The sequence below is a fragment of the Lysinibacillus alkalisoli genome (genome assembly GCF_014643595.1).
Classification (GTDB): domain Bacteria; phylum Bacillota; class Bacilli; order Bacillales_A; family Planococcaceae; genus Metalysinibacillus; species Metalysinibacillus alkalisoli.
In genome coordinates this window covers 70993-92345 of the sequence record NZ_BMJT01000007.1, presented here as the reverse complement: position 1 = coordinate 92345, position 21353 = coordinate 70993, and the positions used below count along the sequence as shown (strand labels likewise).

The 21353-nt window shown below is 37.8% G+C and carries 17 protein-coding genes, 1 other RNA gene and 1 other annotated feature; of the genes, 17 read left to right on the top strand and 1 reads right to left on the bottom strand.

Annotated features, from left to right (window positions below):
• Positions 1 to 12: 12 nt before the first annotated feature.
• The 12 genes from queA to dtd all read left to right on the top strand — a co-directional run bounded on the left by queA (position 13) and on the right by dtd (position 14397).
• Entirely contained in the window at positions 13 to 1062 is a 1050-nt protein-coding gene (queA, locus tag IEW44_RS11270) for a tRNA preQ1(34) S-adenosylmethionine ribosyltransferase-isomerase QueA (RefSeq protein ID WP_188615259.1), read from the top strand.
• Positions 1062 to 2207 (top strand): tRNA guanosine(34) transglycosylase Tgt, encoded by a 1146-nt coding sequence (tgt, locus tag IEW44_RS11265; RefSeq protein ID WP_188615152.1) that lies wholly within the window; start codon positions 1062 to 1064, stop codon positions 2205 to 2207. The genes queA and tgt overlap by 1 nt, the downstream gene beginning before the upstream one ends.
• Positions 2208 to 2279: 72 nt before the next feature.
• Positions 2280 to 2549: a preprotein translocase subunit YajC gene (gene yajC, locus IEW44_RS11260; protein WP_188615151.1), complete on the top strand. Its 270-nt coding sequence runs from the start codon at positions 2280 to 2282 to the stop codon at positions 2547 to 2549.
• Between the two features lie 105 nt (positions 2550 to 2654).
• The gene (locus tag IEW44_RS11255; protein WP_188615150.1) at positions 2655 to 2939 is read left to right on the top strand and encodes a post-transcriptional regulator; all 285 of its coding nucleotides are present in this window, start codon (positions 2655 to 2657) and stop codon (positions 2937 to 2939) included.
• Positions 2940 to 3081: 142 nt separating this feature from the next.
• Positions 3082 to 5349, top strand: coding sequence for a protein translocase subunit SecDF (gene secDF, locus IEW44_RS11250; protein WP_188615149.1), 2268 nt, complete (start codon positions 3082 to 3084; stop codon positions 5347 to 5349).
• A 128-nt stretch (positions 5350 to 5477) separates the two neighbouring features.
• The gene (locus tag IEW44_RS11245) at positions 5478 to 5852 is read left to right on the top strand and encodes a LapA family protein (protein WP_188615148.1); all 375 of its coding nucleotides are present in this window, start codon (positions 5478 to 5480) and stop codon (positions 5850 to 5852) included.
• A gap of 67 nt (positions 5853 to 5919) precedes the next feature.
• A complete protein-coding gene (locus tag IEW44_RS11240; RefSeq protein WP_188615147.1) occupies positions 5920 to 6198 on the top strand; it encodes a single-stranded DNA-binding protein in 279 nt (92 codons plus the stop codon).
• Positions 6199 to 6928: 730 nt separating this feature from the next.
• A complete protein-coding gene (gene ltrA / locus IEW44_RS11235) occupies positions 6929 to 8812 on the top strand; it encodes a group II intron reverse transcriptase/maturase (protein WP_229704226.1) in 1884 nt (627 codons plus the stop codon).
• Between the two features lie 119 nt (positions 8813 to 8931).
• Complete coding sequence (gene recJ / locus IEW44_RS11230) at positions 8932 to 11004, top strand: single-stranded-DNA-specific exonuclease RecJ (RefSeq protein WP_188615145.1); 2073 nt, start codon at positions 8932 to 8934, stop codon at positions 11002 to 11004.
• Between the two features lie 32 nt (positions 11005 to 11036).
• Positions 11037 to 11555, top strand: a complete 519-nt coding sequence (locus IEW44_RS11225; protein ID WP_188615144.1) for an adenine phosphoribosyltransferase — start codon at positions 11037 to 11039, stop codon at positions 11553 to 11555.
• A gap of 185 nt (positions 11556 to 11740) precedes the next feature.
• Complete coding sequence (locus IEW44_RS11220) at positions 11741 to 13930, top strand: RelA/SpoT family protein (RefSeq protein WP_188615143.1); 2190 nt, start codon at positions 11741 to 11743, stop codon at positions 13928 to 13930.
• A 20-nt stretch (positions 13931 to 13950) separates the two neighbouring features.
• The gene (gene dtd / locus IEW44_RS11215) at positions 13951 to 14397 is read left to right on the top strand and encodes a D-aminoacyl-tRNA deacylase (RefSeq protein ID WP_188615142.1); all 447 of its coding nucleotides are present in this window, start codon (positions 13951 to 13953) and stop codon (positions 14395 to 14397) included.
• A gap of 118 nt (positions 14398 to 14515) precedes the next feature.
• Here dtd and IEW44_RS11210 read toward each other — a convergent pair whose 3' ends face one another.
• Positions 14516 to 16045, bottom strand: coding sequence for an N-acetylmuramoyl-L-alanine amidase family protein (locus IEW44_RS11210; RefSeq protein WP_188615141.1), 1530 nt, complete (start codon positions 16043 to 16045; stop codon positions 14516 to 14518).
• A 134-nt stretch (positions 16046 to 16179) separates the two neighbouring features.
• Positions 16180 to 16401 (top strand) — a binding site (T-box leader).
• A gap of 43 nt (positions 16402 to 16444) precedes the next feature.
• On the opposite strand from IEW44_RS11210, the gene hisS reads away from it, so the two are divergent.
• From hisS to IEW44_RS11185, 5 genes are all read left to right on the top strand, one after another.
• Positions 16445 to 17713, top strand: a complete 1269-nt coding sequence (gene hisS, locus IEW44_RS11205) for a histidine--tRNA ligase (protein WP_188615140.1) — start codon at positions 16445 to 16447, stop codon at positions 17711 to 17713.
• A 20-nt stretch (positions 17714 to 17733) separates the two neighbouring features.
• Entirely contained in the window at positions 17734 to 19494 is a 1761-nt protein-coding gene (gene aspS, locus IEW44_RS11200) for an aspartate--tRNA ligase (RefSeq protein WP_188615139.1), read from the top strand.
• Positions 19495 to 19650: 156 nt separating this feature from the next.
• Positions 19651 to 19830, top strand: a non-coding RNA gene (gene ssrS, locus IEW44_RS11195) — 6S RNA.
• A gap of 84 nt (positions 19831 to 19914) precedes the next feature.
• On the top strand, positions 19915 to 20682 hold the full coding sequence (locus IEW44_RS11190; RefSeq protein WP_188615138.1) for a tRNA threonylcarbamoyladenosine dehydratase: 768 nt from the start codon (positions 19915 to 19917) through the stop codon (positions 20680 to 20682).
• A gap of 155 nt (positions 20683 to 20837) precedes the next feature.
• Positions 20838 to 21344, top strand: coding sequence for a hypothetical protein (locus IEW44_RS11185; protein WP_188615137.1), 507 nt, complete (start codon positions 20838 to 20840; stop codon positions 21342 to 21344).
• Positions 21345 to 21353: the final 9 nt, after the last annotated feature.

Below are 21353 nucleotides of genomic sequence, written 5' to 3'. Positions count from 1 at the left end.
AAGTACATGATGATGAAAGTGGAAGATTTTGATTTTGAATTGCCAGAGCAATTAATTGCACAAACACCTTTACTAGACCGCACAGCAAGTCGTTTATTACTCGTTGATCCAGATACAACGCATGTTGAGCATGCACAGTTTCCAGCCATTATCGATGAGCTAGAGTCAGGTGACTGCCTTGTATTAAATGATACGCGTGTTTTACCTGCACGTTTGATGGGTGTGAAAGAAGAGACAGGTGCACATGTTGAAGTATTATTATTAAAACAAACAAAAGATGATGAGTGGGAAACGCTAGTTAAGCCCGCTAAGCGTGTAAAAGTAGGTACAATAGTAACTTTTGGTGAGGGATTATTAACAGCTACTTGTACAGCAGAATTGGCCCACGGTGGTCGTAAGTTTGTATTCCGATACGAAGGTATCTTTTATGAGATTTTAGAGCAACTAGGCGAAATGCCATTACCACCTTATATCCGTGAAAAGTTAGATGACCAAGATCGTTATCAAACAGTTTTTGCTAAAGAGAGAGGTTCAGCAGCAGCCCCAACAGCTGGATTACATTTTACAGATGCTATATTAGATAAACTGCGTGCTAAAGGCGTACAAGTAACATTCATTACATTGCATGTAGGTTTAGGTACATTCCGTCCAGTAAGTGTGGATTCGATTGAAGAGCATGAAATGCATGCAGAATTTTATAGTGTAAGTGAAGAGACAGCGCAAATCATTAACAAGACAAAACAAAAAGGTGGTAAAGTAGTGGCTGTTGGTACGACATCGACACGCACGCTTGAGACCATTGGGTCAAAATATCAAGGTGAGATTAAAGCCGAAGAAGGTTGGACATCTATATTTATTTATCCGGGATATCAATGGACGGTTGTGGATGGTTTGTTAACAAATTTTCACTTACCTAAGTCTACATTAGTCATGTTAGTAAGTGCATTAGCAAGTAAAACAACTATCATGCATGCGTATCAAGTAGCTGTACATGAACAATATCGATTTTTTAGTTTTGGTGATGCAATGTTTATTCGTCCAAAGAGAAAGGAAATAAAATAATGACAAAACAAGCCGTATGGTATGAACATATTAAAACTTGTAAGCAAACAGGTGCGCGTTTAGGCATCGTCCATACGCCACATGGCTCTTACGAAACACCAACTTTTATGCCTGTAGGTACACAAGCTACAGTAAAAACAATGTCTCCAGAAGAATTAAAAGAAATGAAAGCAGGTATCATTTTATCAAATACGTACCATTTATGGTTGCGTCCAGGCAATGATATTGTAAAAGAAGCTGGTGGCTTGCATAAATTTATGAATTGGAATGGCCCTATTTTAACCGATTCAGGAGGGTTCCAAGTATTTAGTTTAAGTAAGTTTCGTAAAATAGAAGAAGAAGGCGTTCACTTCCGCAATCATTTAAATGGGGATAAATTATTTTTAAGCCCTGAAAAAGCAATGGAGATTCAAAATGATTTAGGTTCTGATATTATGATGGCATTTGATGAATGCCCTCCATATCCTGCAACTTATGAATACATGTTGAAATCGGTAGACCGTACGACAAGATGGGCTAAACGTTGTAAAGAAGCTCATAAAAATACAGAGAATCAAGCATTGTTTGGCATTGTACAAGGCGGCGAATATGAGGACTTGCGTCAACGCTCTGCAAAAGCATTAGTGGCATTGGATTTCCCAGGTTATGCGATTGGAGGCTTATCTGTAGGTGAGCCAAAAGATATAATGTACCGCGTTTTAGAACAGACGACGCATTTATTACCTGAAGATAAACCACGTTATTTAATGGGGGTTGGATCACCAGATGCTCTAATCGAGGGAGCCATTAGAGGGATTGATATGTTTGACTGCGTATTGCCAACACGTATTGCACGTAATGGTACATTGATGACGTCAGAGGGACGCTTAGTAGTGAAAAATGCTAAATATGAGCGTGATTTCACACCAATCGACCCAACGTGTGATTGCTATACCTGTAAAAATTATACACGTGCTTATGTTCGTCATTTAATACGTACTGATGAAACTTTTGGTTTGCGTTTAACGTCATATCATAACTTGCGTTTCTTAATTCGTTTAATGGAGCAAGTACGTCAAGCAATTCGTGAAGATCGTCTAGGCGACTTCCGCAATGAGTTCTTTGAAAAATATGGGTTAAACAAAGAAAACGCAAAAAATTTCTAACAATTGTCGCTTTTTACGTAAGGTTTATACTATACTTATTGAGTGAACTTGTCATAAAGAGGTGAAAATGAAATGAGTCAACAATTAGTCGGTTTGATTCCGATTGTTTTAATGTTTGTTGCAATGTGGTTTATTTTAATCCGCCCTGCAAAAAAACGTCAACAACAAACGATGCAAATGCAAAATAATCTACAACGTGGCGATGAAATCGTTACGATTGGTGGTTTACATGGCACAATCGATGCAATTGAAGATACAACAGTATATCTTGTATTAGCAGATGGCACGCGTCTAAAGTTTGAGCGTCAAGCTATTGGCCGTGTATTAAAAGATGAAGTGTAAAGCGTGATTTTTTAGGGAAGAGTGTTCATAGAGAACGCTCTTTTTGTTTTTTAGTAAACATTTGGATAAAAAGCTACGATAACATGAATAGAGGGAGGGAGATAGATGTCACATACACGGTATGAAGAAGTATTACCTGCACTTGAAACAAAGGTAGCAGACTTACAAACGTTGAGTGGAATTTGCCTGTCCCCACAGGCGTTATGGGCGTATTGTTTGCAATGTGTATGGTATAATATCTCACCACAAGCGCTGCCTATTCATAAAGTAGTGGCGCAAATTTTTGCGATCCAACCTGCTGATTTGCAAGTATCTGAGCGACGCATCGGTTTTGCAGAAGTGACACCAGAGGAATTAGCTGTACTACACGCAAATCTCCATGAGCAATAATGAGATTTGACAGAGAACGCAACCTGTTTCATAATATTAGTGTTGCGCTTTTTTAGCGTGTAATAGGAACGAATTGAATGCTCGCATTTGCGAGTCATCGTGTACATAATGTTTGCGCACGACACTTGAGGAGGATTTAATCATGAAAGTAAAAAGTCGTATCCTTGCGTTTTTAGTAGTAGTAGTTGTATTAGCAGGCACTATGGCATTTACAACGCAGGATGTACTGAAAAACATTCGCTTAGGATTAGATCTACAAGGTGGTTTTGAAGTTCTGTATGATGTTGAAACACTTGATGGCAAAAAAGTAAATCAAGAAGATGTTAAAAACACAACAGATGCTTTAAGTCGCCGTGTAGACAAAATGGGTGTAAGCGAACCTAGTATTCAGGTGGAAGGAAATAATCGTATTCGCGTGCAATTAGCGGGTGTGGAAGATCAGGAGACTGCGCGTGAAATGTTGTCAACATCAGCGAACTTAACGTTCCGTGATGTGGAAGATAATATTTTACTTGATGGTAACGATCTTAAGCAAAATGGCGCTAAAGCGACTTTTCATGGAGAAACGAATCGACCAATTGTTACTCTGACATTGAAAGATGCAGAAAAATTTGGTGAGATTACAACGAAAATTAGTCAAAAGCCTTCTGGTCAAAACTTACTCGTTGTTTGGATGGACTTTGAAGAAGGCGTCGATTCTTATGCTGCCGAATCTCAAAAGCCAGACCCACGTTATGTGTCAGCAGCAGCAGTAAGTAAGCCTTTAAACACAACCGATGTTATGATTGAAGGTGGCTTCTCTGTAGAAGAGACACAAAACTTTGCTAATATTTTAAATGCGGGTTCATTACCTGTAAAAATGACGGAAGTATTTTCAACCTCTGTTGGTGCACAGTTTGGTGAACAAGCGTTAAAGAGCACCGTGTTTGCAGGCGTAGCAGGTGTGTTAGCTATTTTCGCCTTTATGTTATTGTATTACCGTTTGCCAGGCTTAATCTCAATTATTACACTAACTGTATTCACGTACCTTGTATTGATTGTCTTTAATGGCATCAATGCCGTCCTTACATTGCCAGGTATTGCAGCGATTGTATTAGGGATTGGTATGGCGGTCGATGCTAATATTTTGACAGCCGAGCGAATAAGAGAAGAATTACGTGTAGGTCACAGTGTGAAGCAAGCTTTCCAGTTAGGTTCTAAACAATCGTTATCTGCTATCATAGATGCGCAATTAACGACATTATTAGTTGCTGCTGTATTGTATGCTTTTGGGGCAAGCTCAGTAAAAGGTTTTGCTACCATGTTAATTATTAGTATTTTATTAAGCTTTATTACAGCTGTGTGGGGCTCACGTATTTTACTAAACCAATTAGTGTTAAGTGGTTACTTTAATAGCCCAGGTTTATATGGTATTTCAAAATCAAAACAACATGACTTATCCGAAAATTTAACAACAATTGATTTAACAACGAAGTTTGACCGCATCGACTTTGTTGGTAATCGTAAAAAGTTTTATAGCTTCTCATTACTTATTTTAGTTGTCGGGATTATTGCTATAGGTATATTCCGATTGAACTTAGGTATTGACTTCTCAAGTGGTACTCGTGTTGATATTGTAAGTGACAAAGAAGTAACAAAAGAGGAGATCTCGCAATTTATTGATAAGATTGGTCATCCTTCTGATGATATTGTAATTTCAGGCGATAAGAAAAATATTGGTGTAGTACGTTACACAGAAGATTTTTCTAAGCAAGAAACATTACAATTTAAAAAAGATGTAAGTGCAAAATATGGGGAAGAACCTTCGGTGAGTAACGTATCGCCAACGGTTGGTAAAGAACTTGTAAAAAATGCTATTTATGCGCTTAGTGTCGCGGCAATTGGTATTTTGATTTATGTAGCGATCCGTTTTGAGTGGCGCATGGGTGTTGGTACGATTGTGTCATTGTTACATGATGTATTTTTAATTGTAGCGATCTTTAGTATTTTCCGCTTAGAAGTGGATATTACATTCATTGCGGCAGTATTAACGATTGTTGGTTACTCCATTAATGATACGATTGTTACATTTGACCGTATTCGCGAAAACTTAAATGCATTTGATGAAGTGAAAGATAAAGAAGTACTTGCTACGATTGTTAATAAATCATTGCGTCAAACGATGGGACGCTCTGTAAACACAGTATTGACTGTCATTATCGTTGTAGTGGCATTATTAGCCTTTGGTGCACCTTCTTTAACCAACTTCTCTATCGCATTGCTAGCCGGTTTAATTACAGGAATTTACTCATCTATCTGTATTGCGGCACAAGTATGGTATTCATTGAAAATTCGTGAAATGGATAAATCAGGTGGTAAATTGAAGAAGAAAGAGAAAAAGCAATGGGGTACAGACGAACCTACTGTCTAATCCTTCATACAGTGGCATATAAAAATAGCAGATGCTATTTTTATATGCTGCTTTTTTATTTATAAACATGAAAACCATGTTACAATTTGACATGTAATACACATAATTAGAGTAAGGAGTGATTAAGGATGAAGGAAAATAAAAGTGGATTAAAGTCACAACTCTCCTTAGTAGCAGGTTTAGTCTTTGCTATTATCATCGCGATTTTTGCTATTTTAAATGTAGATAAAGTACCTGTTAGCTATGTTTTTGGCAAGGCAGAATGGCCATTAATACTCGTGATTTTAGGTTCAGCTTTAATTGGTTTTATGATTAGCTTATCTTTCTCTGTCGTAAAAATGTATGGTAATAAGCGAACAGTTACTCATCTTACGAAAACGTTGAAACATAAAGAGGAGCTTATTGGCAAACAACAAGAGCAATTAAAGCACCTTGAACATGAGCTGAAAGAAGCGAAAAAGAACATATCAACTGCACAGTCTGTTACGAATAGCGACATCTAATATAGAACCGCGCATTTGCGCGGTTCTTATACATTTTAAAACACTTAGAAGAAAGTATGGTGGAAAGATGGAAAAACGATGGATCATTGAAAGACAAAATCAACAACTTGTTACGCAATTACAGGATGAATTCGCTTTGTCAGCCATTACAGCTAAAATTTTAGTAGCAAGAGGTTATACAACGAGTGAGCAAGTGAAAACCTTTTTATCCGCACAACCTGTTGTACATGACCCATTGTCAATGCATGGCATGCAAGAAGCTGTAACACTTATTGAAGAAGTCATAGCTGAAGGCGGATTTATTCGCGTATATGGTGACTATGATACGGGTGCGACACGTTTCTAAGTGAAAAGCTTAGACACTAGGGAGTCGCTTAATATCCTTAGGAGAACTGATTTCTTGATAGGTGGAATGAAGGAGTAACGCCCTGAAACGCCTACTCTGATACTCCGACATGCTTTCACTAAGGTTAAATAGTAAAGTATGAAGCTCGGTGAAGTCGGCAGAGAGATACCGTAAAGTTTCTTTCAATTTTTGTTATAGGTTGAAAGTGAGAATGAAAGCTGTCTAGCGGTAGATGGTGTATCCTATATGCCGGGAGTCCATAAAATATCTATGGTTAGAATGTGCTGCACAAGCACTGACGAATCTCTGAATGTACGGGTCTAGACGTAGACATTGTAGAAATGCAATGGGTGGTAATGCCATCGTATGTGTGGGTGAGTAAGAATCTGCAGTTATGAAAATCCATAACTTGTTACAGGCAAGTTCAAGCATACAGGACTATAGGAGAAACCTAAGGATATATGTAAGGATAAAGAAATCGGAACGTGGAAAGCGAAGGATGTGGAGGTATTAACCTACCGCTGAAACAGTTCAGTATATAAAAGGAAAATTTCTATTAAAACTGATTAACCTTTCGTGAGAGTGGAGCCATAGTACCATTGAAACCGTGATAATAAGCGGTGGAGGGATAGGCTCTAGTCGGAACTTTCAAAGACTTATAAGTGCATAACAATATCACAGATTCGAGTATGACTAAGAGAATCACCACTTGAGAAAGGGGTTGATGTCTGTGGCAAATTCACGAATCGTAAAACATGTTAAAAAGTCCAAACTAAGAAATGCGGAATATTACAGTATGCAAGCAACGTTTGATATGCTGTATGACCAAAGTAAAAATGGTAGTAATTTCAAAAACTTAATGAACATCATTAGTTCCACTGAGAACATTAAGTTAGCGTATCGTAATATTAAGAAAAACACAGGTAGCAAAACGGCTGGCGTAGACGGTCGGACTATTGAACATGTTTCGAAGCTATCTGAAGATAACTTTGTTCGTTATGCAAGAAATAAACTTAAAGATTACAAACCGAAAGCGGTTAGACGAGTTGAAATACCAAAGCCTAATGGGAAAATAAGACCTCTCGGAATCCCAGCAATTTGGGATAGAATAGTTCAACAATGTATTTTACAAATTCTTGAACCGATTGCAGAAGCAAAATTTTCTGGACGAAGCCATGGTTTCAGACCAAATCGTTCAGTAGAAAATGCAATTGCCCAAACGTACCGATTAATGCAAAACTCAAAAATGTCATATGTAATTGATATCGATATTAAAGGGTTTTTCGATAACGTCTCACATGAAAAACTTTTAAAGCAAATGTGGACAATGGGTATTAGGGATAAGAATTTAATTTCGATTATTTCTAAAATGCTAAAAGCCAAAATCAAAATGCCAAATGGTCAAATGATTGACAACGACAAAGGTACACCTCAAGGAGGAATTCTCTCTCCTTTGTTATCAAATATCGTTCTTAATGAATTAGACCAATGGATTGAAAGTCAGTGGGAAAAGATTCCTGTATTTGAAGAAAAAATAGTTATCCATAAAGATAGAGGGAATTCTACGGATAAAGGGAATCAATACAAATATCTAAAGAAAACGAGGCTTAAAGAATGTTACATTGTTCGATATGCTGATGATTTCAAAATATTTTGTAGCAATCTGAATCATGCAAAGCGACTTTTTATCGCAGTACAAAAATGGCTGAAAGATAGACTAGGCTTAGAAGTCAGTGAAGAAAAATCGAAAATTGTAAATTTAAAAAAGAACTATTCGGAATTTCTAGGATTTAAAATGAAACTTATACCAAAAGGTGAAAAGTGGATTGTGAAAAGTCACATGTGCGATAAAGCAATACAACGCACGAAGGATAACCTAAAAGAAATTATTAATGGCATCCGATATGATAGTGGCTCGAACGACCAAGCAAGAAAAATAGCATTATACAACTCAACTGTAATCGGCCTTCATCAATACTTCCGAATTGCCACAATGATTTCCGAAGATATGGGAAACATTGCATACGAGGTCAATGCAAATTTAAAAGACCACCGAATGAAACGGCGAATTAAAAAGATAGGTGTTATTTCATCGGACTTTATTAAAAAGGAATATGGAAAAAGCAAACAGTTAAGATTCATTTCCAAAGCACCATTTCTTCCGATAGGCTATATTAAACATAAAAGTCCTATGATGAAACGAAATGTGGTTAATGCATATACAAAGGAAGGCAGAGAAGAAATTCATAAAAATCTGTCTACTATTGATATAGGGGTATTACGTTTCCTAATGGAACACCCTATACCACAGAGAAGTATTGAATATAACGATAATCGCATTGCATTATATTGTGCTCAAAAAGGGAGATGTCATGTAACAGGGATTGAATTGAATCCGATGACGATACATTGTCATCATAAAGTACCACGGTTAGAAGGTGGTACTGACGAATACAAAAATCTCTGTGTAGTAGACAAAGACATTCATATCTTAATCCATGCAAAAGATGAAGAAGTAATTAATAAGTATATGACCTTAATAACGGATAATAAAATGTTAAATAAATTAAATACGCTACGAAAGAAATTAGAATTAGAACCACTAACAATTTAATTTGGACATTTAGAAGTTAAACAGTATACGTGAATTGTGTTAAGTTATGTAGATTACAAAAGTTTTGAACGTTTTCGATGGAACGCCGTGTGAGGTGAAAGTCTCACGCACGGTGTGAAGTGGGGGAAAAGCTGGAGATAACTTCAAAGGTTTACCTATCACTATATGGTATTACAAGTACAACGGTATTAGTCAGCGCTTTACGTGATCAAGGTGCAGAAGTAGATTACGTTATACCTAATCGCTTTATCCATGGCTATGGCCCGAATGAACAGTTGTTTAGAGAGGCTTATGCGGATGGTGTTTCATTATTAATTACAGTAGATAATGGGATTGCTGGTGTTCAAGAGGTAAAGGTGGCAAAAGAATTAGGCTTAAAAGTAATTATTACTGACCATCATGAACCAGGAGAGGCATTACCAGATGCAGATGTCATATTACATCCACGTATACCAGAAGGGCATTATCCATTTGGCGAGCTAGCAGGTGTTGGTGTTTCATTTAAATTAGCACATGCTTTGTATAAGGTTTTTCCAACACATCTCGTTGCGCTAGTAGCACTTGGTACAGTAGCCGATTTAGTACCATTAGTGGATGAGAATAGGACGCTTGTTAAACAAGGATTAGAACAATTACAGCAAAGTGATGCGTATTGGTTACGAGCATTTTGTGAAGTGGCACAAGTTGAACAAAGTAAAATTGATGAAGATACGTTAGGCTTTCAATTTGCACCTCGTTTAAATGCTGTTGGTCGGCTACAAGATGCAGTGCCAGGTGTTGACTTTTTGTTAAGTGAAAGCTTGGAAGAAGCAAAGCATTTAGCTCACTTATTGGATGATTGTAATCAGGAACGTAAGGCAATTGTACAACGTATTACAGATGAGGCTATCGCACAGGTTGAAGCAGAAGAAAGGCTGCAACAAGCACGTGTACTTGTAGTTACAGGAGAAGACTGGAATGCAGGTGTTGTCGGGATTGTTGCCTCTCGATTAGTAGAGCGATTTTATAAACCCACAATTGTACTCGGTATTGACGAAGCTAAACAGACAGCTAAAGGTTCAGCACGTAGCATAGCAGGTTTTAACTTATACGAAGCGTTAGCAAAAAATGCGGCATTACTTACACATTTTGGTGGGCATCCTATGGCAGCAGGGATGACATTGCCCGCTGAAAATGTAGAGACCTTATTTACACATTTAAATGAGCAAGCTCAAAGTTTAACAGAAGAGCAACTAACACCCGTAATCCATATTGATATTGCATTGACCATTGATGACATCACGATTGAAGCGATTGAGCAAGTACGTATGTTAGCACCGTTTGGTACAGCTTTTCCAAAACCAACATACGCTTTAGAGAAAGCAGTTGTAGCTGATATGCGCAAAATTGGTCAACATCAAAAGCATTTAAAGATGACATTAGAAAGCAATGGGCAAACCTTAGATACCATTGGCTTTAATAATGCACATTACTATGATGAAATTACTTATCAAACACCTATTTCACTTGTAGGTGACTTGCAAATTAATGAATGGCAGGGACGTAAAAAGCCCCAGTTTTTGTTGCGTGACATTCAAATTAATACGTGGCAACTTTTTGATGTTCGAGGGATTACACAAACAGCACGCTGGGCCTCGACTGTAGCTGCAAATAGTATAGGTATTGCCTTTCATGAGACGACATTGCACTATTTTGATACATTATTGTCGATGGACCTACAATTAGCGGAACAGGTGCATGAGGCGGAGGCTGTTGTATTATTGGATGTGCCACCTTCTGAAGAAGCATTAATTACTTGTTTACAACGTTTACAACCTAAAAAGGTATATGCACATTTCCATGCGCCAAAAGATACGTATTTTAATGCCTTGCCAACGAGAGAACAATTTGCTTGGTATTATAAATTTTTAAATAAAAGACCAAACTTTGCCCTGAAACAGCATATGACACAGCTTGCGACACATATGGGATGGCAAGTTGACACAATTAAATTTATGACAAAGGTGTTTTTTGAACTTGGTTTTGTTAAAATAGACAATGGACTGACTACGGTTGTAACAGGTGCAATAAAAACACCATTAGAACAAGCACCGTCGTACCAACAACGCTTGACACAAATCGCATTAGAGCAACAATTTGTTTATGCACCATATGCAGCATTAAAACAATGGTTTGATGACAACGTTTACTAAAAGAGTGATGTTTCTTAGGGAGGAACAAAGAAATGAATTTGAAAGAGTATATTACGATTGTTGATGGATGGCCGAAAGAAGGCATTAGTTTTAAAGATATTACAACCATTATGGATAATGGCCCTGCTTATAAATATGCAACTGATCAAATTGTAAGCTATGCACAAGAAAAGGGCGCTGAGTTAATTGTTGGTCCTGAGGCTCGTGGCTTTATTATGGGTTGTCCAGTAGCCTACGCATTAGAGATTGGCTTTGCGCCTGTACGTAAAGAAGGCAAGCTACCTCGTGAAGTTGTACGTGCAGAATATGGTTTAGAATATGGCAAAGATGTACTAACTATGCATAAAGATGCTGTTAAGCCAGGGCAGAAGGTTATGATTGTGGATGACTTATTAGCTACTGGTGGCACAGTAGAGGCAACGATTCGTCTCATAGAATCTATGGGGGGTATTGTTGTAGGATGCGCCTTTTTAATTGAGTTAGAAGAATTGCATGGTCGCGATAAAATTGGCGATTATGATGTGAAAACGCTTATTCAATATGATGTATAATTTATAAATGTAAAAAGCAGATGATGGCATGTTTCCTTACTATCATCTGTTTTTATTTTATTTCGTAAAATTGACAAATGAAACCAATGGAATTGTTACGCTCCCCTTTACAATGTCCCATGCTTTTCTATACAATGTACTGTAACGATAAATCTGAAAATACTGAGAGAACAAGGTGAATTGATATGGCAAAAGAGCAAATAATGACACCAGAAGATGTGTTTACAAAAGTTCGAAATTATATGAATGAAGAAAATGTAGCATTTGTGGAAAAGGCATATGAAGTGGCAAGAGATGCCCATAAAGAGCAATTTCGTAGCTCTGGTGAACCATACATCATTCACCCTGTACAAGTCGCAGGTATTTTAGCTGACTTAGAGATGGACCCAGCAACAGTGGCTGCAGGTTTTTTGCATGATGTTGTTGAAGATACGGAGGTTACGAGGGACGATTTAGTGGCTACTTTTGGTGAGGAGGTAGCATTGTTAGTTGATGGCGTAACAAAGTTAGGTAAAATAAAATATTTATCTAAAGAAGAGCAACAAGCCGAAAATCACCGAAAAATGTTCATTGCTATGGCTCAAGATATACGTGTTATTTTAATTAAGTTAGCAGACCGCTTACATAATATGCGTACATTAAAACATTTACCCGCTGAAAAACAACGTCGCATCTCTAAAGAAACGTTAGAGATCTTTGCACCACTTGCACATCGTTTAGGGATATCAACCGTAAAATGGGAATTAGAAGATACAGCGCTACGTTATTTGAATCCGCAACAATACTACCGCATTGTGAGTTTAATGAAAAAGAAACGTAATGAACGAGAAGCCTATTTAGATAATATTGTTGATGAGATTAAGTCACAGTTAGCGGAAGTGGCTATTGATGCTGATATTTATGGTCGTCCAAAACATATTTATAGCATTTATCGCAAAATGGTGTTACAGGAAAAACAATTTAATGAAATTTATGATTTATTAGCCGTGCGTATTTTAGTAGATAGCATTAAGGATTGTTATGCGGTGTTAGGTATTGTGCATACCTTATGGAAGCCAATGCCAGGTCGCTTTAAAGATTATATTGCGATGCCCAAACAAAATCTTTATCAATCGCTACACACTACTGTCATTGGACCTTATGGTGACCCATTAGAAGTTCAAATTCGGACGAAAGAGATGCACCGTATTGCGGAGTACGGGATTGCCGCTCACTGGGCATATAAAGAAGGTAAAAAAGTAGAATCTGATAAAGAGAATGTAGATCAAAAGTTAACATGGTTCCGTGAAATATTAGAGTTCCAAAATGAATCTTCTAACGCAGAAGAGTTTATGGAGTCTTTAAAATTTGACTTATTCTCAGACATGGTTTACGTCTTTACCCCAAATGGTGATGTGATTGAATTACCAGCAGGCTCAGTGCCAATCGACTTTGCCTACCGTGTTCACTCCGAGGTGGGTAACCGTACAATTGGGGCTAAAGTAAATGGGAAGATGGTACCGCTAGATACCCCATTAAAAACGGGCGATATTATTGAGATTTTAACCTCTAAACAGTCATTTGGGCCAAGTAGAGATTGGGTTAAAATTGCACAATCCTCACAAGCAAAAAATAAAATTAAACAATATTTTAAAAAGCATGTGCGTGAAGAAAGCATTGAAAAAGGTAAGGATATGGTTGAAAAAGAAATTAAAGCACAAGACTATGACCATAAAGAAGTCCTATCTAATGAAAATATTAAACGTGTATGTGAAAAATTAAATTATACTAATGCAGATGACTTATATGCAGCCGTTGGGGTTAATGGGATTACAGCATTACAAGTTGTTAATCGCTTAGCGGAAAAAATTCGTAAAGAACGAGAACAAGAAGAAGCATTAGAAAAAATCGAAAAGAAAATGAAAAATCCTACGTCGCCAAAAACAACAGAATCAGGTGTTGTGGTTAAAGGCATTGATAATATGTTGATTCGACTTTCACGTTGTTGTACGCCTGTGCCAGGTGACGAGATTGTTGGCTTTATTACAAAAGGACGAGGTGTATCTGTTCACCGTGCAGACTGCCCAAATGTCTCACATGAAGAACAAGAGCGTTTGATTGATGTTTCATGGCAAGAGGAAGTGCCAACACGTAAAGAATATCCTGTCGATATTGAAATATCAGCATTTGACCGTCCAGGTATTTTAAATGAAGTCATGCATACCGTAAGTGATGCCAAAACTAATATATTGGCGGTAAGTGGTAAAGCAGATCGCGAAAAACTAGCTACTATGCATTTGAAAATAGCGATTGCGGATACTGCACATTTACAACGCGTTGTAGAGAAAATTAAGCAAATTCCTGATATTTATACCGTACAACGTGTCATTAATTAATAGAAAGAGGCTTAGACGTAATGAAAGTAGTATTACAGCGCAGTAAGGCCGCTTCTGTAGCGGTTAATGGTGAAGTTAAAGGTGCTATTACTAAAGGTTATGTATTATTAGTGGGCATTACAGCAGACGATACGACAGACGATGTCACATATGCTGCTCGCAAAATTGCTGCTATGCGTCTTTTTGAAGACGCAGAAGGAAAAATGAATTTAGCCATAGATGCCGTACAAGGCCAAATTTTATCGATTTCACAATTTACCTTGTATGCAGATACAAAGAAAGGCAACAGACCAAGCTTTATTCAAGCAGCTCCACCAGCAATTGCAAAGCCAATGTGGGAGTCATTTAATGACGCGCTGCGTGCACATGGTTTGCAAGTTGAGACAGGTGTGTTTGGTGCTATGATGGATGTTACCCTTGTTAATGATGGGCCTGTCACCATTATTTTAGATACGAAAAATCGTTGACGTTATTATACATGTATAGCGCATACAGTGTTGCTTTTTTCTGAAATGGGTTAAAAAAGTGGTAGAAGGGTATTTTCCCTCTACCACTTTTTCTTTGTTAAGTGAGTGATATAGTATTTCACTTGAAATATTGCAAGATACCATTATAAATGCCTAGTGTAGCCTGTTCTCTAAATTGAGCAGATGTAATATATTGTTCTTCAGCAGGGTTTGTTAAAAAGCCTAGTTCAATTAATACAGCTTCTTGGCGATTTTCACGTACGACATAATAATTACCAGGTTGCACACCACGATCTACTAAATTCGTTTTAGGTGTTAAATTGTCATGTATGGTTTTGGCTAAGTTGTATTGATTATCATTAAAGTAATACGTGGTAGAGCCTGTGATTGCATTATTTTCATTCGCATCATAATGAAGACTAATGAAAGCATCAGCACTCGTTTGATGCGCAATGCTCACACGTTTACGCAACGTAACATATTCATCACTCTCACGCGTCATAACAACGGTAGCACCTGCTGCCTGTAATTTTTGCGATAATAAAGTTGCTGTTTTTAAGGTCACGTCTTTTTCATCTGTGCCTCGGTACCCTGTCGTACCTCTATCTTCACCACCATGCCCAGCATCAATAACGATCGTTTTTCCACTTAGTACCCCTTTTTGACCTGAACTGTGAGATTTGATAGGCTCATTTGCTGTTCTGGTCGTTTGTGGCTGTTGTTCTGTTGACACAATCCAATTGGCAATATAACCGTTAGAGCCATCTGTCATTTGAATTTCATACCAGTCGCCAGCAGCGCCAACAATAGGGTATTGTTCACCAGCATCTACACTTGTCAAAATTGTACTATTGGTAGACGCTTCAGTTCGTACATTAGTGTTGTTATAAATGACGGTGACTTTTTGATAAGCGGTTTCCTGACTCGTTTGTTGGTCTGAAAAGGAACCGTAAAAACTGTATAAATATGCAGAACCTTCGCCATAAGCAATTTCTACCCAGTTATCATGTCTTTGAATGACAGCAAATTGTTCGCCAAATTGGGCAGTACCTAGCTCAGCCCCATTTAAACTTGCCTCACTTCTAATGCGTAAGGCTTCAACTTGAACAGTAAAGACATCATTTGTGGACACTTTTTGAGCACTTTTGTTCGCATCTTTTAATGCAACATAATCTTTGGATACCCAGCCAATTTGCTCATTCCATTTAATTTGTATCCATCCATCTTGTTCCTTTAAGGCAGTAGCTTGGTCACCTGTATACATTTGTGCCATAATAGTTGCTGAAAAATTAGGTTCTAAACGTACATTTAAGCGATCTGCTTGAGATACTACGATTTTAGGTGAAGCTTTACTCGTATCATCAGCAGGCTTAACGAGCCAGTTAGCGAGCCAACCTTCATATTGGTCTGTCTGAACTTTAATCCAATCGCCTTCAACTGCAATAGTAGTCAAAGGTGTACCACTCTTAACTGTTGTAATTACAGGATACGATAACCCAGGACCTTCACGTAAGTTTGTATCAGCACTACCTACTGTTAAATCAGCATTTGCAGCTTGAACAGTAGGCATATGGCTAGGAGGGAAGAACGTAATGAATAATGCAACCATAATGCCCCAAGCTTGCCATTTATAAAATTGTTTATACATGTTAGCCTCCTATTCATTTTGATAACATTTTATCATATTCCCTAAATAAGGTGCGAAATAACTTCGAGATAAAAAGTATTTAGAAAAGAGTTGACATTATGTAAGTAAGTGATTAAGATGTAGTGTATCTATAGCAAACACTTATGATTGAGCAAGTAGCGATACCACTATTGGTCAGAGAGAAGAAGACAAAGGCTGAAATCTTTTTCGCAATATGTATAGTGAACAACACTCAGGAGGTTCTTTAATGAAGTAGCAGTAGTTAAAGACGGTCACGACCCGTTATGTCGTTTGAGGTGGACAATACTATTGTCAACTAGGGTGGAACCGCGGAAGCAACAGCTCTCGTCCCTTGCATATGCAAGGGATGAGAGCTTTTTTTATTAAGGAGGAGTTAATATGAACTTTAAAGTACCACGTGGCACACAAGACATCTTGCCAGGGGAATCAGCAAAATGGCAGCGAGTAGAAGAGGTTATTCGTGAGTTATGTCGCGTATACCGTTATGATGAAATTCGTACACCAATATTTGAAAACACAGAATTATTTACACGCTCTGTCGGCGAAACAACAGATGTTGTTCAAAAAGAGATGTATACTTTTACAGACCGAGGTGATCGCTCACTTACGTTACGTCCAGAAGGCACAGCAGGGGTAGTACGTGCCTATGTTGAGCATAAAATGTTTGGCGTGCCAGACCAACCTGTAAAGTTATCATACATAGGCCCCATGTTTCGTTATGAGCGTCAGCAAGCAGGGCGTTACCGTCAGTTCGTACAGTTTGGCGTAGAAGCTATTGGCAGTGCTGACCCAGCGATTGATGCTGAAGTAATTGCACTAGCTATGGATATTTATGAAAAAGTAGGCTTAACAGATATTAAATTAGTGTTAAATTCTTTAGGTGATAAAACCACACGTGATAGTCACCGTTCAGCGTTAATTGCGCATTTTGAACCTTCTATTCATGAATTGTGTTCAGACTGTCAAAATCGATTACACAAAAATCCATTGCGTATTTTGGATTGTAAAAAGGACCATGAGCATCCACTAATGGCAACAGCTCCAGCATTGCCAGATTATTTAACCGATGAGGCACGTGCCTATTTCGAAGAAGTGAAAAAATATTTAGATGTGTTGAGCATCCCTTATGAGTTAGATGCTAATCTTGTGCGTGGGCTGGACTATTACAACCACACCACATTTGAGATTATGTCAACAGCTAGCGGTTTTGGTGCGATTACAACGCTATGTGGCGGAGGTCGCTATGATGGCTTAACATCAGAGCTTGGCGGGCCAGATGCACCAGGTATTGGCTTTGCATTAAGTATAGAGCGTTTATTGTTAGCACTAGAAGCAGAACAGAAAACATTGGATTTAAATAATCAACTCGATGTTTATATTATTGCAATGGATGCAGCAGCTAAAGTAAAAGCTGTGGAATTAACAAGCACATTCCGCACAAAAGATATTGCGACAGAAATTGATTATGTTAATCGCAAAATGAAAGCGCAAATGAAAGCAGCAGATCGTCAACATGCTAAATTCGTTATCATTCTAGGCGAGACAGAATTACAAGAGCAAGCAGCTACCGTAAAAAATATGACAACTGGCGAGCAACAAAAAGTTATATTTAGCGAATTAGTTACGTATTTACAATCACAGTTATAATTTTGGAGGGAATCATAAACATGGCAAAACGAACGCATGCATGTGGCTTATTAACAGAAGCTGAACAAGGACAAAAAGTAGTATTAAAAGGCTGGGTACAGCGCCGTAGAGATTTAGGTGGTTTGATTTTTATTGATTTACGCGACCGTGAAGGGATTATTCAAGTAGTGGTTAATCCAGAAACAGCGCCAGAAGCATTAAAAGTAGCAGAGAAAGTACGTAGTGAATATGTTTTAGAGATTGTAGGTGATGTGGTCTTACGTGATGCATCTCAAATTAATGCAAATGTACCTACAGGCAAAATTGAAGTTTTAGCAGAAAATATCAGCATTATTAACGAAGCAAAAACACCACCATTTGCGATTGAAGACCGCGTTGAGGTATCAGAAGAGTTACGCTTGAAATATCGTTATATTGATTTACGTCGACCAGCGATGTATGAAACATTTAAAATGCGTTCAGATGTGACACGTGCTATCCGAAATTTCTTACAAAATGAAGGTTTTTTAGAAGTCGAAACACCAATTTTAACGAAATCCACACCAGAAGGCGCTCGCGACTATTTAGTGCCTTCACGTGTACATGACGGAGAATTTTACGCATTGCCACAATCACCACAATTATTCAAACAATTATTGATGGTGTCTGGATTTGAAAAATATTTCCAAATTGCCCGCTGTTTCCGTGATGAAGATTTACGTGCCGACCGTCAACCAGAATTTACACAAGTTGATATTGAAACAAGTTTTTTAACAATGGATGAAATTATCGAAATGAATGAACGTCTCATTCAAACTGTGATGAAAGAAGTAAAAGGAATAGATATTCCTGTACCATTCCAGCGCATGCCATATGAAGAGGCCATGAGCCGCTTTGGTTCTGATAAGCCAGATGTGCGCTTTGGTTTAGAGCTTGTGCAATTATCACATGTAGTAAAAGATAGTGCCTTTAAAGTATTTGCTTCCGCTGTAGAGAATGGTGGCGAAGTAAAAGGGATTAATGTGAAGGGTGCCGCAGCTAACTTCTCACGCAAAGATATTGATGCATTAGGTGAGTTTGCTAGCGTATATGGTGCTAAAGGTTTAGCATGGTTAAAAGTGACAGATGAAGGTTTGAACGGACCTATCGCTAAATTCTTTGCCGATGGTGCAAGTGAGGCATTAATAGAAGCAATGCAAGCTGAACCTGGCGATTTATTATTATTTGTAGCTGACCACTCTCATATTGTAGCAGATGCATTAGGTGCATTACGCCTTAAGTTAGGTAAAGAATTACAATTAATTGATGAGTCAAGGTTCGCATTTTTATGGGTAACAGAATGGCCTTTACTGGAGTATGATGAAAAAGCAGGGCGTTATACAGCAGCCCATCACCCTTTCACACGCCCAACTGATCAAGATATAGCTTTAATGGAAACAGACCCAGCTCGCGTGCGTGCGGAAGCTTATGACATCGTATTAAATGGCTATGAATTAGGTGGCGGTTCACTGCGTATTTATGAGCGTGATTTACAAGAAAAAATGTTCCAATTGCTTGGTTTCTCTGAAGAGGAAGCTAAAGAACAATTTGGCTTCCTATTAGAAGCATTTGAGTATGGAGTACCACCACATGCAGGTATTGCTTTTGGTTTGGATCGTTTTGTCATGTTATTAGCAGGGCGTACGAATTTACGTGACACCATTGCTTTCCCTAAAACGGCAACAGCAAACTGCTTATTAACAAGTGCACCAAGTACAGTGGCAGAAGCTCAATTAGATGATTTACACATTAAAGTGAAATAATTTATTCTACGCTAAAAGCAAATCCTTATATATCATATGAGAAAGGCACATCTTGCATACTTATTGTAAGGTGTGCTTTTGTACGTTATGCATAGTATTTGTCGAATAAACATTTAATTTGTTGTTTTCAGAATTTTGTGTTAGAATACAAATAATTAAATCCTGAGCTGTTCGTAATACCATTTCGATTGACCGACACCTTTTTTTAGGGAGTTTATCTATAGTGATAATAAACAAGCCTGCTAAAGACGGGACGTTTCATCATCATTATGAAAACACCCACCTGCACATAGCGGGATCAATCTGAAATTAACATTACGGCAGTTTGGGGTTTTTCTTTTTGTATAAAAACATAGCTTGATACTCGGTATTGTTTTTGTGTATAATGCGCTCATAGCATAAAAGAAATGAGGCGCAAATATGTTACACCAATTTTCAAGAAATGAATTAGCCATTGGTAAAGAAGGGCTAGAGAAATTAGCACATACAACAGTAGCCATTTTAGGTGTGGGAGGTGTAGGTTCTTTTGCAGCAGAGGCATGTGCACGTAGTGGCATCGGTAAAATTGTCTTAGTAGATAAGGATAATGTTGATATCACCAATGTTAATCGCCAATTAGTAGCGTACTTATCAACAGTAGGACAATCAAAATCTGCTGTGATGAAAGAACGCATCAAAGATATTAACCCTAACTGTGAAGTTGTAGATATGCATATGTTTTATACCGAAGAAACGTATGAGCAGTTTTTTGCTCAAAAGATTGACTATGTCATTGATGCATCAGATACGGTGATGTATAAAATCCATCTCATGAAAGAATGTCTACAACGTAATATTCCTATTATTTCGAGTATGGGTGCCGCTAATAAAATGGATCCAACACGTTTTAAAATTGCCGATATTTCAAAAACACATACCGATCCTTTAGCAAAAATTATTCGTACAAAACTGCGTAAAGAGGGCATTCACAAAGGCATTACGGTTGTATTTTCAGATGAGAGTCCTATTGTTGTTCGTCCAGACGTAGTTGAAGAGGTAGGAAACAAAGAAGCATCTGTCCGTAAAGCGCAATTACCGCCATCATCGAACGCTTTTGTACCTTCTACAGCGGGTTTATTTGCAGCAAGTTGGGTGATTAATCAGATTGTAAAAGATGTTCATATTCAACGCGTGAATGATTCTCAGTAATAGAAATAACGTAAATTGCCACAAAACTGCTACAAATTGTAGCGTTTACATTCCTTTATACGTAAACCCTAATTTTTCATGTACTGAACTGATATACTTTGATTAAGTTGAGTAGACGAGTGGGAGATAAAAACAACATAAGGGAGTGTCGACATATGACAATAAAACGAACAAAAGGTGATTTACTAGACATTATGTCTTTACAAGAACAGGTGGAGCAAATTGTATTTGATTATATGGATACATCTGTCCGCTACGAAATTGCCTACGAGCAACTAAACCCTTTATTTCAAGAAACAATAAATTATTATATGACTTATTTGGATAAACAACAAGCATTGCCAACAGCTTCAACTTACTGGCATATGTTTGCGAGTACGACTGCACAACTTAGCTTCTTCTTATCTGTAGTATTGTTATCTACTGCGAAAACAGATGAGCAACGTAAAGAAGGCATGACATTAGCTCATATCGCAGTAACATCTTTACCTTATGTACAAGCAGAGAGTATTGATTTGGTTGTGCAAGAAATGAACGACACATACACTCGTTTGCTTGAAGGGGTAGACCAACAACAAATTCTTGCTAAATTAAAGCAACCAACAGAAGTAGACGAGGCGTTGCGTGTATTAGCAGACTATGCTAAAGCTGTAACACAGTAACTTTTTAGA

Coding starts and splice junctions, on each gene's coding strand:
- queA (WP_188615259.1), top strand. CDS start 13: ATGAAAGTGGAAGATTTTGATTTTGAATTGCCAGAGCAATTAATTGCA.
- tgt (WP_188615152.1), top strand. CDS start 1,062: ATGACAAAACAAGCCGTATGGTATGAACATATTAAAACTTGTAAGCAA.
- yajC (WP_188615151.1), top strand. CDS start 2,280: ATGAGTCAACAATTAGTCGGTTTGATTCCGATTGTTTTAATGTTTGTT.
- IEW44_RS11255 (WP_188615150.1), top strand. CDS start 2,655: ATGTCACATACACGGTATGAAGAAGTATTACCTGCACTTGAAACAAAG.
- secDF (WP_188615149.1), top strand. CDS start 3,082: ATGAAAGTAAAAAGTCGTATCCTTGCGTTTTTAGTAGTAGTAGTTGTA.
- IEW44_RS11245 (WP_188615148.1), top strand. CDS start 5,478: ATGAAGGAAAATAAAAGTGGATTAAAGTCACAACTCTCCTTAGTAGCA.
- IEW44_RS11240 (WP_188615147.1), top strand. CDS start 5,920: ATGGAAAAACGATGGATCATTGAAAGACAAAATCAACAACTTGTTACG.
- IEW44_RS11225 (WP_188615144.1), top strand. CDS start 11,037: ATGAATTTGAAAGAGTATATTACGATTGTTGATGGATGGCCGAAAGAA.
- IEW44_RS11220 (WP_188615143.1), top strand. CDS start 11,741: ATGGCAAAAGAGCAAATAATGACACCAGAAGATGTGTTTACAAAAGTT.
- dtd (WP_188615142.1), top strand. CDS start 13,951: ATGAAAGTAGTATTACAGCGCAGTAAGGCCGCTTCTGTAGCGGTTAAT.
- IEW44_RS11210 (WP_188615141.1), bottom strand. CDS start 16,045: ATGTATAAACAATTTTATAAATGGCAAGCTTGGGGCATTATGGTTGCA.
- hisS (WP_188615140.1), top strand. CDS start 16,445: ATGAACTTTAAAGTACCACGTGGCACACAAGACATCTTGCCAGGGGAA.
- aspS (WP_188615139.1), top strand. CDS start 17,734: ATGGCAAAACGAACGCATGCATGTGGCTTATTAACAGAAGCTGAACAA.
- IEW44_RS11190 (WP_188615138.1), top strand. CDS start 19,915: ATGTTACACCAATTTTCAAGAAATGAATTAGCCATTGGTAAAGAAGGG.
- IEW44_RS11185 (WP_188615137.1), top strand. CDS start 20,838: ATGACAATAAAACGAACAAAAGGTGATTTACTAGACATTATGTCTTTA.